This is a genomic window from Streptomyces sp. NPDC057939 (assembly GCF_042887545.1).
Classification (GTDB): Bacteria; Actinomycetota; Actinomycetes; order Streptomycetales; family Streptomycetaceae; genus Streptomyces.
Genome location: NZ_JBHVPG010000006.1, coordinates 12,417 through 26,908 on the forward strand (window position 1 = coordinate 12,417; position 14,492 = coordinate 26,908).

Sequence of the window (14,492 nt, forward strand, 5' to 3'; positions counted from 1 at the left end):
CACAACCTTGCCAACCACCATTGGCACTCTTACATTCAACTCGTCGGTAACAAAGGTGCACAGCCGAGATAAGGGACGATCTCATGGCGGATTCACCGAACTTGTCCGAGCCCCCCGGCACGCACGGCGGGGACGGAACGAGCGACGCGAGCGGGACCGAGGGGCGGGTGCGTTGGCGCCGGTTCGCCCTGTTGACCGTGCCCGCCGTGGCCGTGACGGCGGGACTCGGGATCGCCCTCGCGCAAGGGGCGCTCGCCGCGTCCTTCGCGGTGTCGGGGCAGCAGTTCAAGGTGTCGGCGAAGAGCCTGGAGGGCGAGGGCTTCGCGCAGTACGGCAGCGTCGACGTCAACGCCCGTCAGGAACTGATCCCGGTGGCGGTCACCGCCATCAGGGAGGCGAAGTTGAACAGCCTGTGCCAGTCGGTGGTCACGACCCTTCCGATGATCGGCGACATCTCGCTCAACCTGACCGCCGGGCAGAAGAAGCCGGTCGAGGCGACCAACCTGTTCGTCGACGCGACGCAGCTCTCGGGTGACGCGGTCTTCACGAACATCGAGATCGGCCGCGACGCCTCCACCCTGGACAAGGGCCCCGCGGAGGCACAGGGCATGCAGGACCTGTTCGCCCAGCAGGCGGACACGGTGAGCATCACCGGTCTCCAGCAGACGGCCTGGGCGACCAATGCAGGAACGTTCAAGCTGTCCGGGCTGAACATGAGCGTCAGCAAGGGCAAGAAGGAATGCTTCTGAGCCGCTGGCGGCGGTGGCGGCGCGGCCGGCCGTTCTGGGGCGGGCTCTTCGCCGTCCTGGCCGGAGCGTGGATCTGCGTCCTGCCCCTGGCACCGCTGAACATCATGCTCCAGCAGGGGGTGGCGGGCATTCCGTCCGTCCTGATGGGGATCGTCATGATCGTCCTCGGGCTCACCGCCTGGTTCTCCCCCCGGCAACGCTCACTCGCCGGGGTGCTCACCACGCTCATCGCCACCGCCGCGCTGGTCCTGTCGAACCTCGGCGGGTTCCTGATCGGCACCCTTCTCGGCATCATCGGCGGCGGCCTGATGTTCGCCTGGCAGCCGTCCGCGACCCGTCGCTCCGGGGGCTCCGCCGCCCCCGGGCCGACGGACGCACCCCCCGCTCCCAGCCCGCACCACGATCCCCAAGGAGCTCAGTCATGAGCCGTACGCGCACCGCGCTCGCCCTCGGGATGGCGGCCGCGGCCGCCCTGACGGTGGCCTCGGCCACCGCCACCGCCAGTCCGTTACCGCTGGCCGGATCGACCACCGTCACCCCGGCCGGGCACGCCTTCAAGGCCACCCTCAGCGGGAAGGCCACCCTCAAGGCCGGTTCGGTCACGGTGACCTGCACGGTCTCCGTGTCCACCGGTACGGTGCCGGCCGCCCCCGGCAACCAGAACCCGGCCGGGCCGGTCTCCTCGCCCATCACCCCGCCGACGTACAGCTCCTGTACCTCCAGTGTCTGGGGCGTGACCCCGACGGTCACCACCAGCGGCGCCTGGTCGGTGTCGATGCAGCACGGTTCCCCGATCACCGCGACGCTGAACGTTCCGGTCGGCGGGCTCGTCGTCACCACGACCGGCCTGGCCAACTGCGTCGTGACCACGGCGCCGACGGCCCCGGCCGCGGTCAACGGCACCTGGACGAACGGCGCGCCGCCCAGCCTGACCTTCGTCAACGCCACCGTTCCGGTCACGGTCACGGGCGGCTTCGGCTGCCCGACGAGCGCGACCACCTCCACCTTCAACGCCGTCTACAAGGTCTCCGACACCACGAACCCGGCCCAGCAGATCACCGTCGGTCCCTGATCGGATCGCCTTCCGTACCCGACCCTCCCCGGAGGAAATTGCGTTGCTCCGGAGAGGGGAACGGGCAAAGCTCGCTGACATGTCACAGAGCACCGAGCATCAAGATTCCGCCGGGACCGCCTCCACCCCCGCTTCCGCCCCCGCCGTCCGGCAGGCGCGCGGTGTGGAGGACCTCTTCTCCGGCGGACGGCTGCTCGCGATCCCGCGCAAGGCGGCCAGGCGCGAGCAGTTGCTCGCCCACCTCGCCGAGACCCTGTTCGCGCAGGACCGCGACTACACCGAGCCCGAGGTCAACGAGGCGCTGCGCACCGTGCACGAGGACTGCTCGGCGCTCCGGCGGTACCTCATCACCTCGGGACGGCTCACCCGGACCCGGGACGGCAGCAGCTACCGACGGCCGGTGACCACCCGGTAGTGGGTCGTCAGCCGTCCGTCGTCGCCCAGCACGTGGAAGGCGACGGCGGGCGGCTCGTCGAGGTGGACGTGGTGATCGGGCCCCGTCGCGGTCTCCCACGGGAGCCGGAGGGTGGACACCACTCCGGGCGCCACGAGCAGCGGCAGGCCCGCGAAGGTCGTCGCGGCCGCGGTGTGCGCGTGCCCGCACAGGAAGGCACGCAGGTGCGGGTGGCGGCCGGCCAACTCCGCGAGACGTTCCTCGCCGAACTGCCGGATCCCGTCCACGTACGGCGTGTGCAGCGGCACCGGCGGGTGGTGGAACGCCACCAGGACCGGTACGTCCTGCGGGGTGTCCGCGAGTACGCCGTCCAGCCAGGTCAGGGTCCGCTCCGTCAGGAACCCGTGGTCCTCGCCGGGTACGGAGGAGTCGCACACGGCCAGGACGAACCCGTCGCCGCGCAGCACCTGCTCGACCGGCAGCTCGGACGGCTGCTCCTCCCCCAGCATGACCCGGCGGTAGGCGACGCGCTCGTCGTGGTTGCCGGGACAGATGACCGTCGGGTGCCTGGAGGCGAGCAGCGCGCGGGCCTCCTCGTACTCGGAGGGCTTGCCGGTGTCGGCTATGTCCCCGCTCACCAGCACCGCGTCGAGGTCGTGCGGCAGGGCGTCCAGGTACTCCATGACGGCGCGGGTGCGGTCGGCGGCGCGCGGTCCGCCGTCGAGGTGGACGTCGCTGAGGTGGGCGATCACGATCACGGGGGTGACTCCTTCGTTCGCCGCGGCCGTTGGTCATGGGGCCGCCGGAGGCTGCTCGTGCGTCCCATTCAACAGGCCCTACCGTGGCGGCAGTCGACCTCCCCCGGATCTCCGCGCGCAGCTCAGGCCGGGTGGCCCGCCCGCTTGCGGCGCACCAGGACCCAGCCGGCGGCGGTGAGGGCCACCGCGCCCCCGGCGAGGGTCGCGACCGCGGTACCGGTGGAGGCGAGCGCGCCACCGCCCGTGGTGGTGCCCGTACCGCCGACCGTGCCGCCGGAACCGGACGGGCCGCCGGAGCCGACCGCACCGCCGGATCCCGCAGCGCCGCCCGAACCGCCCGAACCGGCCGCGCCGGAGGCGCCCGACGTGCCGGATGCACCCGACGTACCGTCGCCGGTGGTGCTGCCTGCCGTGCCGGAACCGCCGCCCGTGGCACCGGCCGTAGCACCGGCCGTGGTGTCGCCGGCGCTGCCGCCCGTACCGCCCGCACCCCCCGTCGCGCCGTCGCTCGTACCCGTGTTGCCGGAGCCGCCGCCCGTGGTGGTACCGGGCGGGCCGACCGTGAGGGTGACCGGTGTGGTGCGGCTGGTGCCCGCCTCGTTGTGGAACTCGGCGCGGAAGCGGTGGCCGTCGTCGGAGGCGCGGGCCGTGAAGGAGTGCACCGGGGCGTTCGCACCCTCGACCGCCTTCCAGGTCCGGCCCCCGTCGGCGCTGACCTGCCAGGTGACGGTGGGCGTCGGCGTCCCGTCGGCCCGCGCGGTCAACACGGCCCGGGTCCCCTCCGTGACGGTCTGGTCCGTGGGGCCCTGCGTCACCTTCGGTGAGACGGAACGTTGCAGCCGGGTGATGCGGCCCTCGGCGGGGTTCGAGACGAAGACCGTCGCGCCGCCGGGTTCGACCGCCAGGGAGGCGAACCCCAACTGGCCCTGGTTGCCGGGGAGCACGACCGGTTTCATCGCCTCCGCGAAGTCGGTGGTGCGGTACGCGCTCAAGCTGCCGTTGTTGTCGCTGCCGGGTTGGGAGGTGTCTCCCGGGTCCTGCCGGACGACGTACGCCTCGTGCGTGACGGGGTCGAACCTCGCCGCCCGGGGCAGGTCGTCGCCGGTCAGTACGCGCAGGCGCTTGCCCGTCGCGTCGTGGACGACGACCGAGGTACCGATGCCGATCCAGACCGCGCCCGTTTCGGGGTCCACCTCGGTGAACCCGACGTAGTCCTCGCCGGCGGGGAGTTCGACGGTGGCGGTGACCTGGAGGGTGGTGGCGTCGATCCGGTACATCCGCCCGTTGCCCGCGTCGGGGAACCAGATGGCCTTGCGCACCGGGTCCACGGCGAAGCCGTCGCCGCCCTCCAGCGTGATGCCGCGTTTCACCGCGGCGGTGGCGACGTCGACCTCGGACAGTACGGGGCCCTGCGCGACGAACACGGTGCCCGGGGCGATGCCCGGTCCGGTGTCGGTGACGGCTCCGCCCGCAACCCACGCGCCGGCCGCGACGGTGTCGCCGTCCTTGGCGGTGCCGATGCCGCGCAGCGGGTAGGAGAAGACCACCCCGTCCCCGGGGAGCGGGGCGATGAGTTGACGGACCGCCCGCCGACCCGGCGTGCCGTTGGCCCCGGGCGCCTGGTTGACGGTGCTGCGCACCTTGCCGTCGGCCGGGTCGAGGACGTGCAGTCCGCTCTCGTTGACGTCGGCGGTGTCGGGGAGATCGTCCGAACCGACGTACAGCTTGCGGGAGTCGGGGTGGAACATCAGGTCGCGCGGTTTGCCCGCGGTGGTGAACTCCGCCGTCGCCCGATGGGCGACGGTGCCCTGCGGTACGTCGACGCCCTCACCTCCGGGATCCACCGGGTCCTGGCCCCGGAAGGCGATGGGAACCCGTACGTCCTGGGAGCGGTCGCCGGCGCCCCGGTGGTCGACCCGGGTGACGACGGAGCACGCCACCTGTGTGCAGTCGAGCCCGTCGTTCTTCGCCGTCAGCCTCAACTCCACGTCGAAGCCACCGCCTTCGGCGTACGGGACCCCCAGCTCCCCCGCGTGCGCGTCGCCCCGGGGCACGATCCACTGCGAGGCCTTGGAACCGCCGGTCGTGTCGGCGCCCCCGACGCAGGGGGCGGGTACCCGGTTGTCCCCGTTGTCCTTGCAGAAGGCGACGTAGATGCCCTTCGCGCCGTCGTAGCCCGCTCCGGTGACGCGTACGGTCCGGCCGAGCGGATCCAGACCGGACGCGGCGGAAACGGTCAACCGCTGTCCGCCCGAGACCAGTACGGTCCGGCCGGGTCCGTCGGCGGCCGGACCCGCGGTGGCCGCCGGGGCGGCCGAGACGAGGACGAGCGCGAGGGCGGCGGAGGCCGCGCCCGCCCGGGCGGGGGTGGTGGGGTGCTGGGGTGTCATGGCTTCCTCGTCGACGTGACCGCTGGTCCGGGGCTGGGCCGATCGACCGGCTAGTTGAAGGTCACCGGGACGTGGACGTCGTACTTGCGGTTGGTGGAGTTGAAGTGGTCCGCGCGGGTGACGACGGCGCACTCGACGGTCTCGCCGCAGATGTTCCCGTTGCCGAGGTCGGCCTTGACGTGGATGGTGACGCTGAAGGTGCCGCCGGGGCCGAACTTGGAGGTGTTCGGCAGGGTGCCGCCGAAGGTGTTGTTGATCCAGTGGGAGGCGCCGGTGGTGCCCGCCTGGTCCGAACCGCCGAGGCAGGGGGTGGGCTTGTACTGGCCGGGTGCGCCGTCCACCGCGCAGAGGCCCACGTAGATGCCCTTGGCGGTATTGAACCCGCTGCCGGTGACGGTGACGTTCTGGCCGCCGGTGGCGGCCGCGGCGGGGGCGGTGACGCTCAGGTCGTAGGTCGCCCCGCCGTCCGTCACCGTACGGGTCGAGGTCGCGGCGTTGGCGGCGCCGGCCGTGCCGAGGGCGAGCGCCACGGCGGCGGTCGCGGCGAACGCGGCGCGGGCGGCGAGCCGGACGGTCTTGCGGGGCAGGTGGGCAACGCGCATGGCAGAACGCCTTTCCAGGGACGGACTTGATCGACTTAGGTAAGGCTAACCTAAGACCGATCGAGCCTGAACCCGTTGGCCCTGCTCTGGCCGATTCCCGTTCCCATGGCCGATCCCGCTCCCTCCCGCCCGCGCGCCCCGCCCGCCGACGGCCGCCGACGGCCGCCGACCCCGCTATCCCCGATGGGCCTCCAGCAGCCGCAGCCAGACCTCGCTGATGGTGGGGAACGCCGGAACCGCGTGCCACAGCCGGTCGATGGGCACCTCACCCACCACGGCGATGGTGGCCGCGTGGACGAGTTCGGCGGCGCCCGCACCCACGAAGGTGACCCCGAGGAGCACCTCCCGGTCGAGGTCGACCACCATCCGGGCCCGCCCGCGGTACCCCTCGGCGTAGAGGCCCGCGCCGGAGACCTTCCCCAGGTCGTAGTCGACGGCCCGCACGCGGTGGCCCGCCCGCTCCGCCTCGGCCAGGGTCAACCCGACGGCGGCCGCCTCCGGGTCGGTGAACACGGCCTGCGGCACGGCCTCCACATCGGCCGTGGCGGCGTGGGCACCCCAGCGGGAGGTGTCGACGGCGTCGGTCCCGGCCGCGCGGGCGGCGATGGCCGCGCCCGCGATCCGGGCCTGGTACTTGCCCTGGTGGGTGAGGAGCGCCCGGTGGTTCACGTCGCCGACGGCGTAGAGCCAGTCGCTGCCGGGCACCCGGCAGCTCTCGTCCACCCCGATCCAGTCGCCGGGGGTCAGGCCCACGGTGTCCAGTCCGATGTCCTCGGTCTGCGGGGCCCGGCCCGTCGCCACGAGCAGTTCGTCGCCCTCCAACCGCTCCCCGCCCGCCAACACCACCGTGACCGGTCCGGTCGAGCTTTCACGCTCCACCGCCTCGACCGACACGCCGGTACGGACCACCGCGCCGGCCTCCCGCAGCGACTCGGCGACCAACTCCCCCGCGAAGGGTTCCATCCGCGGCAGCAGTCCGGACCCCCTCACCAGCAGTGTCACGCGCGAGCCGAGGGCCTGATGGGCGGTGGCCATCTCGGTGGCCACGACCGAGCCGCCCATGATCAGCAGCCGGCCCGGCACCCGCCGTGCGGAGGTGGCCTCGCGACTGGTCCACGGCCGGGCCTCGGCCAGTCCGGGAACGTCCGGGATCACGGCCCGGGTCCCGGTGGCCACGACCACCGCGTGCCGGGCGGACAGGATGTGGTGCTCCCCCTCCGGGCTGCTCACGGCCACCTTACGGATGCCGTAGAGCCGGCCGTGTCCCCGGTAGAGGTCGGCGCCGGTGGAGTCGATCCAGTCGACCTGGCCGTCATCGTTCCAGTTGCCGGTCCAGTGGTCGCGGTGCGCGAACACCGCCTCCGCGTCGAGCGGACCCGCCACCGAGCCCGCCAGCCCCGGCACGCGACGGGCCTCGGCGCGCGCCAGCGCCGGCCGGAGCAGGGCCTTGCTGGGCACGCAGGCCCAGTACGAACACTCCCCGCCGACGAGCTCGCCCTCCACGAGCGCCGTACTCAACCCGGCGGCCCGGGCCCGGTCGACGATGTTCTCCCCGGCCGGTCCCCCGCCGAGCACCACGACGTCGTATTCCATCGCTTCAGTCATGGGGACCAGTGTCTCCGCAGCGCCCGGGCCCCGGGCGGCAAGGTCAGGACTGCGGCGTGCCGGGGCCTTCGTCGGACCGGGGCCGCTCGGGCGCCGGCCCGTCGCCCTGCCCGGACTCGGCGATCTTCGCCTTGACCTCGTCCATGTCGAGGGCGCGGGCCTGTGCGATGAGGTCGGTCAGCGCCGCTTCCGGCAGGGCGCCGGGCTGCGCGAAGATCGCCACCTGGTCCCGCACGATCATCAGGGTGGGGATGGAGGTGATCTGGAAGGCCGCGGCCAGCTCCTGCTGGGCCTCGGTGTCCACCTTGGCGAAGACCAGGTCGGGATGGGCCTCCGCGGCCTTCTCGTACACCGGGGCGAACTGGAGGCAGGGCCGGCACCAGCCCGCCCAGAAGTCGATCAGCACGAACGGGTTCTCGCTGACCGTCCGGTCGAAGTTCTCCTTGGTGAGCTCGACTGTAGCCACGGGTCCAGACCTCCTGTTTGGTGCGTGTCCTGTGTGAACGACCGGCCCACCCGTCGAATTCCGCGTCGGCCCCGTATCCCTGGAACGAGTGACCGGATCCCTAGAACGGGTGGCCGGGCGGGCTGGTGCGGAGCGTCGTCCAGCGGAGTTCGGTGAAGGCGTCGAGGTTCGCCTCGCCGCCGAACCGGGCGCCCGTACCCGAGGCCCCGACACCGCCGAAGGGGGCCACGGCCTCGTCGTTCACGGTCTGGTCGTTGATGTGCGCGATGCCGGTCGGGATCCGTTCGGCCAGCTCCAGGCCGTGCGCCGCGTCGCGGGTGACGATGCCCAGCGAGAGCCCGTAGGGGCCGGCCGAGGCCAGCTCGACTGCCTCGTCCTCGGTCACGAAGGACCGTACGGGCGCCACCGGCCCGAAGACCTCCTGCGCGTAGGCGGGCGTGTCGTCGGCCACCCCGGCCAGCACCGTGGGCCGGTAGAAGAGGTCCCGGTGGGTGCCTCCGGCGACGAGCTTGGCGCCCTGTCCGATGCTGGCCTCGACCAACCCGTGGACCCGCTCCAACTGCGCCCGGTCGAGCAGCGGGCCGAGGTGGACCGGCTCGCGGTACGGGTCCCCCACGGCCAGCGCCTCGGCCCGCGCGGCGAGCCGCTCGACGTACTCGTCGTAGAGGGAGGCGTGGACGAGGTGCCGGCCCGTGGTCATGCAGACCTGCCCCTGGTGGAAGAAGGAACCCCAGGAGGCCTGCGCGACGGCGGCCTCGACGTCCGCGTCGGCGAGGACCACGAGCGCCGAGTTCCCGCCCAGTTCCAGGTGTGCGCGCTTGAGGTGGCGCCCGGCCAGCTCGCCGACCGTGCGGCCCGCCGCGGTGGAGCCGGTGAAGGACACCACGCGCACGCGCGGGTCGGCCACCACCGCCGCCCCCGTCTCCGCCCCACCGGGCAGCACCTGGAGCAGCCCGGCCGGCAGTCCGGCGGCGGTCAGGACGGCGGCCAGGGCGAGGCCGCCGCAGACGGCGGTGCGGCGGTCCGGCTTGAGCAGGACCGCGTTGCCGAGCGCGAGGGCCGGCGCCACGGAGCGGATCGACAGGATCAGCGGGGCGTTGAAGGGCGCTATGACCCCGACGACGCCTGCCGGAACCCGGCGGGTGAAGGAGAGTCGGGGTGCTTCACCGGCCAGCACCTGCCCCGTCGGCCGGGAGGCGAGGGCGGCGGCCTCGTAGCACTCCTGGGCGGCGACGTGCAGTTCGAAGTCGGCCTTCCCGGGGATGGATCCCGACTCCCGGACCAGCCATTCCCGCAGTTCGTCGGCGTGCGCCGCGAACAGGTCACCGGCGCGGCGCAGCACGGCGGCCCGCTCCGGGTGGGTGGCCCGCCCCCAGTCCCGCTGCGCGGCCCCGGCCCGTACCGCGGCCTCGGCCACGTCGGCGGGGGCCGCGAGGTCGAGCGTGGCGAGGGTGCGCCCGGTCGCTGGTTCGACGACCGGGGCCGTGCCGCCGGTGAGGGTGGGTCCGTCCTGCCAGAGCGTCGGGTCGAGGAGCGGCGTCACGCGGGGCCTCCGGAAGGGGATGGTGCGGGGCGAGGGGCGGCAGCACGCGCCATCGTGCCAGACCGGAGACACCACTTCTGTTCAGTTATTGGGCAGTTGACCGGCTGTCATGTCTGGAAATGATCGACCGTCACGCGGTGGGGCGGGGCTCACCTCTCCAGGACGAGCGCGATGCCCTGCCCGACGCCGATGCACAGCGCCGCCATGCCCGTACCCGAGCCCGCGGCCGCCAGTTGGTGGGCCACCGAGCCGGCCAGCCGGGCTCCGGAGGCGCCGAGCGGGTGGCCGATGGCGATGGCCCCGCCGCGCGGGTTGACCACCTCCGGGTCCAGCTCGGGCCAGGCCGCGAGGCAGCCCAACGCCTGGGCGGCGAAGGCCTCGTTGAGCTCGAAGGCCGTCAGGTCGGTGAGCGAACGGCCCGCCTTGCCGAGGGCCCGTGCCACGGCATCGACCGGGCCGAGGCCGAAGAGCTGGGGCTCGATCCCGGTGACGGCGCTCGCGCTGATCCGGGCCAGCGGCTCGCGGCCGGTGGCGGCCAGTCCGGCCTCGTCGGTCAGCAGCAGCGCGGCGGCGCCGTCGTTGAGCGGGGAGGCGTTCGCGGCCGTGACCGTACCGGAGCCGTCCGTCCGGAACGCGGGCTTCAGGCGGGCGAGGGCCTGCGGGGTGGAGCCCTCGCGGATGCACTCGTCGCGCGCGAGGTCCACACCGGCGTACGGGACGACCTCGTCGTCGTACAGTCCGGCGGCCCAGGCGGCGGCCGCCTTGTGGTGGCTCCGCAGCGCGAAGGCGTCCTGCTCCTCGCGGGTGATGCCGTGCTTCTCGGCGACGAGTTCGGCGCCCTCGCCGAGCGAGCCCGTCCACTCGGCCGGCATGCGGGGGTTGGTCATCCGCCAGCCGAGGGTGGTGGACCACATCTGCTGGTGCCCCGCGGGGAAGGCCCGCTCGGGCTTCTGCACCACCCAGGGGGCGCGGCTCATCGACTCGACGCCGCCCGCGATGGCGACGGAGGCGTCACCGAGCGCGATGGCGCGGGCCGCCTGGACGACGGCCTCCAGACCGGACCCGCAGAGCCGGTTGACGGTGACCCCCGGGACGGTGACGGGCAGTCCGGCGAGCAGCACCGCCATGCGGGCCACGTCCCGGTTGTCCTCACCGGCACCGTTGGCGTCGCCGAAGACCACGTCGTCGATGCGGGCCGGGTCGAGTTCCGGCGTACGGTCCACCAGCGCGCGGACCACATGGGCGGCCAGGTCGTCCGGCCGGACTCCGGCGAGTGCCCCGCCGAACTTGCCGATCGGGGTGCGGACGGCGTCGACGACGTACACGTCGCGGACGGTGCGGATGCTCATGGGGTCTCTCCTGGGCGGATCCGTACGGGCGGCGGCGCGTCGGAGCCGGTTTCGGCACCGGGCACACCGCCGGGCACGCCCGGTGGGGCGCGCCCGCAGTCTCCGCCCGGCCGTCACCGCCTGTCAACGGCCACCCGGAAGCCGCGGGGCACCGGGCGGGCCCTTCCACCCGGGGCCCGCCGCGCGCCGGGCGGGCCCGCCCGGGCCTCAGGTCGACTCGCGGGACACCACCAGGGCCGCCATCAGGTCGTGCCGTTCGGTGATCTCCGACGGTTCACGCACCGCCCGGTCCACCAGGGAGGCCAGGTGGTCCCCGGTCGGCATCTCCAGCCGTACGGTGCTCAGCCGGGGTCGCAGGAGTCGGCCGATGAGGAGGTCGTCGGCGCCCATGACCGCCACGTCCTCGGGGATCCGCAGGCCCGCGTCCTGGAGCGCGCGCATCAGCAGCATCGCGTACTCGTCGTTGTAGGCGAAGACCGCGTCGAGCCCGAGCGAGCTCCAGCGGGCGGCGAGTTCCGCCGCCGACTCCTCGGTGTGGGCCAGCGGCACCTCCTCGACCTCCGCTCCCGCGACGGAGCGGGCACCGGCCAGTCGGGGTCCGGAGAACAGCTCCAGCCCCGCCTCCCGTGGGACGACCACCCCGATGCGGCGACGGCCGCGCTCCACGAGGTGAGCGGCGGCGCGGGCCCCGATCTCCGCCTGGTCCATGACGAGCGCGTGCGCGCCGGGCACGCCGGCGGGCCCCAGGGTGATGACCGCGCGGGCACCGGCCCGCTTGAGGGTGGCGACGTTGTGCGGGGACAGGGCGATCTCCCCGAGGGAGATCACGGCGACGGGGCGCAGCTCGGCCCAGGCGCGGGCGGCCTCGTCCCCGTTCAGGCCGAGGCTGCCGTACTGGACCACGGTGTAGTCCAGTCGGCGCAGCGCCCACTGGAGCTCGTTGAGGAAGGCACTGTAGAGCGGGCCGACCGGCACGTGGGAGGTGGGCAGCAGCACGATCCGGGTGTGGCCGGCCCGCAGGCTGCGCGCGGCGGCGTGGGGTACGTAGCCGAGTTCCTCGGCGGCCTCGCGGACCTTGCGACGGGTCGGCTCGCTGATGCGCACGGCCGCCGCGTTGTTGAGCACGTACGAGACCGTCGCGCGCGAGACGCCCGCGAGGCGGGCGACGTCCGCGCTGGTCGGCACGTTCGGCGATTTCGATGACTGGGACATTGCCGTCGCATCTTTCCAGACCTGTTGTGCCCGGGGGCTGGCGGATGGCCTGAAACGGATGCTACACAGTGGTTACACGATTCATTGACACGTGTAACCCACCCGTCGCGCTCCCCCCGGGAGCACGGCGTCGCACGTGTCCGACCGTGCCGCCGTCCCGTCGTGCTCCGTCGCACCCCCGCCGTCGCGACGGGGCGGCGCGCACCCCTCACCTCGTATCGGATCCCCTGCCCAGGAGGGCACCGTGGCCCTTTCCTCCCCCGACTCCGGCGCCGCCCCCACCGCTCCCGGAGCCGCCGCCTCCGCCTCCGACGCGCCACCCCGCCCCGGGACCGCGCCGCCGCCCGGCCGCGGTCTGCTCCCGCTGCTGCTCCTCGGCAACACCGCGATGTACGCGCTCTACATCGGCGTAGCCGGCATCCTGCTCGCGCTCCAGGTCGAACAGGTCGATCCGGCGAACAAGGTCGCCAACTTCGGCCTGATCGCGGGGGTCTCCGCCATCTTCGCGACGGTCTTCAACCCGGTCGCGGGCGCCCTCTCGGACCGCAGCGGGCGGCGCGATCCGTGGATCCTGGGAGGCGGGCTCGCCGCCGTGCCCGCGATGTACCTGCTCGGTCTCGCCGACACGATCCTGCTCATCACCATCGCCTGGTGCCTCGGCCAGGCCGTCATGAACGTCTACCAGGCGGCGATCACCTCGGTCGTGCCCGACCGGGTGCCGACGACCGCCCGCGGCAAGGCCTCGGCGGCCGTCGGCCTCGGGCTGCCCTTCGGATCCACCCTCGGCGCGCTGGTGGGCGCGGCCTACTCCGACGACCACCGCACCGGCTACCTGGTGTTCGGCGCGATGGTGGCGGCGGCCGCCGTCCTGTTCACCGCGTGCGGCCGCGAGCAGCGGCTCCCCGCGCGTGCCCCGATGCCCGTCCGGAGCCAACTGGCCGCGTTCGCCGGTGCGTTGCGCGACCACGACTTCCGGTGGGCGTTCATCGGGCGGGCCCTGCTGGTGCTCGGCTACTTCGCGGTGAGCGGGTACCAGCTGTACATCCTCCAGGACCACACCGTGCTGCCGGACGGGCTGGAGCCGGGGGCGGCGGTGGCGGTGCTCATGCCCGTGACGAGCGTCGCGATGGTCGTCTCCACCGTCCTGGGCGGCTACCTGTCGGACCGCTTCGACCGGCGCAAGCTGTTCGTCGGGGCCTCCGCGGCGCTGTCGGCGGTCGCCCTGGTGATCCCGGCCGTGTCGGCGAGCTGGTCGGCGATGTTGGTGTTCGCCGTGGTCAACGGGCTCGCGTTCGGCTGCTACATGGCGGTGGACACGGCGCTCGTCACGATGGTCCTGCCCAAGGCGGAGGACGCCGCCCGTGACATGGGCGTGCTCAACATCGCCAACGCGGGGCCGCAGATCGTGGCGCCCTTCGTCGCCTCGGTCGTCGTCTCGCTGACCGGCGGGTACACGGCGCTGTTCGTCGTCGCGGCGGTGCTGGCCGTCGCGGGGGCCCTGGCCGTACGGCCGATCCGCGGCGTCCGCTGACCCCGACCGCTCCCCCGGCCTCCCGCGCCACCCGTCACCCCGTCACCGACTTCCCGTCACCACGTCGAAGGGCACCACCGTGCGACTGCACACCCACACCTGGGGCGAGGGCGACCGCCTCGCCGTCCTCATCCACGGCATCATGGCCGACCACCGCACCTGGCGCCGGGTCGGACCCGCCCTCGCCGACCGGGGATACCGCGTCATCGCCGTCGACCTGCGCGGCCACGGCGCCAGCGGACGCGGTCCGTACGGCCCCGAACTCTTCGCGGACGACGTCGTCGAGACGCTCCCCCGCGGCGCGGAACTGGCCATCGGCCACTCGCTCGGCGGCCTGACCCTGGCGCTCGCCGTGGACCGCCTGGAGCCGCGCCGCGCGGTGTACTCGGACCCGGCGTGGCACCTGGCGAGCCCCGAACCGGGCTTCGGCCCCGAGGTGCTCGCCGGATTCAAGTCGGCGCCCAGGGAGCGGATCCGGGCGATGAACCCGCGCTGGGAGGAGGCGGACGTGGACGTCGAGGCGGCGACCCTGGCCGTGTGGGACGAGGCCACCGCACTGGGCCTCGCCCCGCTCCTCGGCCGGGACCTGCTGCCGGCCGCCCCGGCGGTGCCCTCCCTCGTGCAGCTCGCCGACCCCAGTTTCCTGATCCCGCCGGAGCGGGCCGCGCTGCTGGCGGAACGCGGCTTCGAGGTCCGTTCGGTCGCCGGGGCCGGACACACCATCCACCGCGACGACTTCGAGGGGTTCATGGCCTCGCTGGAGGGCTGGATATAGGCGCGCCCGGGGCTGTCCGGCCGGGCGTCCGGCCCGCTACCGTCTT

Annotated in this window: 14 protein-coding genes; 6 read left to right on the forward strand and 8 right to left on the reverse strand. The window is 73.5% G+C overall.

All coding sequences use genetic code 11. The features are described 5' to 3' along the window. Positions 1 to 191 precede the first annotated feature (191 nt). The 4 genes from ACFVS6_RS09210 (at position 192) to ACFVS6_RS09225 (ending at position 2,236) form a co-directional block, all read left to right on the forward strand. Positions 192 to 749 carry a DUF6230 family protein gene (locus ACFVS6_RS09210; protein WP_389702491.1) on the forward strand — a complete coding sequence of 186 codons (558 nt, stop codon included), beginning with the start codon at positions 192 to 194 and terminating at the stop codon, positions 747 to 749. After that, a complete protein-coding gene (locus ACFVS6_RS09215; RefSeq protein ID WP_389702095.1) occupies positions 740 to 1,174 on the forward strand; it encodes a DUF6114 domain-containing protein in 435 nt (144 codons plus the stop codon). The genes ACFVS6_RS09210 and ACFVS6_RS09215 overlap by 10 nt, the downstream gene beginning before the upstream one ends. Beyond that, positions 1,171 to 1,821, forward strand: coding sequence for a hypothetical protein (locus tag ACFVS6_RS09220; RefSeq protein ID WP_389702097.1), 651 nt, complete (start codon positions 1,171 to 1,173; stop codon positions 1,819 to 1,821). The genes ACFVS6_RS09215 and ACFVS6_RS09220 overlap by 4 nt, the downstream gene beginning before the upstream one ends. A 79-nt stretch (positions 1,822 to 1,900) precedes the next feature. Beyond that, entirely contained in the window at positions 1,901 to 2,236 is a 336-nt protein-coding gene (locus ACFVS6_RS09225; protein WP_389702098.1) for a DUF2087 domain-containing protein, read from the forward strand. On the opposite strand, the gene ACFVS6_RS09230 is transcribed toward ACFVS6_RS09225, so the two are convergent. The 8 genes from ACFVS6_RS09230 to ACFVS6_RS09265 form a co-directional block, all read right to left on the reverse strand. Beyond that, a complete protein-coding gene (locus ACFVS6_RS09230; RefSeq protein WP_389702100.1) occupies positions 2,209 to 2,973 on the reverse strand; it encodes a metallophosphoesterase in 765 nt (254 codons plus the stop codon). The two genes, ACFVS6_RS09225 and ACFVS6_RS09230, sit on opposite strands and share 28 nt — an antisense overlap. A 122-nt stretch (positions 2,974 to 3,095) precedes the next feature. Next, positions 3,096 to 5,363, reverse strand: a complete 2,268-nt coding sequence (locus tag ACFVS6_RS09235) for a hypothetical protein (protein ID WP_389702101.1) — start codon at positions 5,361 to 5,363, stop codon at positions 3,096 to 3,098. A 50-nt stretch (positions 5,364 to 5,413) separates the two neighbouring features. Beyond that, complete coding sequence (locus ACFVS6_RS09240; protein WP_389702103.1) at positions 5,414 to 5,965, reverse strand: hypothetical protein; 552 nt, start codon at positions 5,963 to 5,965, stop codon at positions 5,414 to 5,416. A 174-nt stretch (positions 5,966 to 6,139) separates the two neighbouring features. Continuing rightward, positions 6,140 to 7,570, reverse strand: a complete 1,431-nt coding sequence (locus ACFVS6_RS09245) for a dihydrolipoyl dehydrogenase family protein (protein ID WP_389702104.1) — start codon at positions 7,568 to 7,570, stop codon at positions 6,140 to 6,142. A gap of 43 nt (positions 7,571 to 7,613) precedes the next feature. After that, positions 7,614 to 8,036 carry a thioredoxin family protein gene (locus tag ACFVS6_RS09250; protein ID WP_389702105.1) on the reverse strand — a complete coding sequence of 141 codons (423 nt, stop codon included), beginning with the start codon at positions 8,034 to 8,036 and terminating at the stop codon, positions 7,614 to 7,616. A gap of 100 nt (positions 8,037 to 8,136) precedes the next feature. After that, positions 8,137 to 9,579, reverse strand: coding sequence for an aldehyde dehydrogenase family protein (locus ACFVS6_RS09255; protein ID WP_389702107.1), 1,443 nt, complete (start codon positions 9,577 to 9,579; stop codon positions 8,137 to 8,139). A 149-nt stretch (positions 9,580 to 9,728) separates the two neighbouring features. Beyond that, a complete protein-coding gene (locus tag ACFVS6_RS09260) occupies positions 9,729 to 10,928 on the reverse strand; it encodes a thiolase family protein (RefSeq protein ID WP_389702109.1) in 1,200 nt (399 codons plus the stop codon). 207 nt (positions 10,929 to 11,135) lie between these two features. Further along, a complete protein-coding gene (locus ACFVS6_RS09265) occupies positions 11,136 to 12,140 on the reverse strand; it encodes a LacI family DNA-binding transcriptional regulator (protein ID WP_389702110.1) in 1,005 nt (334 codons plus the stop codon). 244 nt (positions 12,141 to 12,384) lie between these two features. On the opposite strand from ACFVS6_RS09265, the gene ACFVS6_RS09270 reads away from it, so the two are divergent. After that, positions 12,385 to 13,671: an MFS transporter gene (locus tag ACFVS6_RS09270; protein ID WP_389702111.1), complete on the forward strand. Its 1,287-nt coding sequence runs from the start codon at positions 12,385 to 12,387 to the stop codon at positions 13,669 to 13,671. Positions 13,672 to 13,750: 79 nt separating this feature from the next. Beyond that, complete coding sequence (locus ACFVS6_RS09275) at positions 13,751 to 14,446, forward strand: alpha/beta fold hydrolase (protein WP_389702113.1); 696 nt, start codon at positions 13,751 to 13,753, stop codon at positions 14,444 to 14,446. Positions 14,447 to 14,492: the final 46 nt, after the last annotated feature.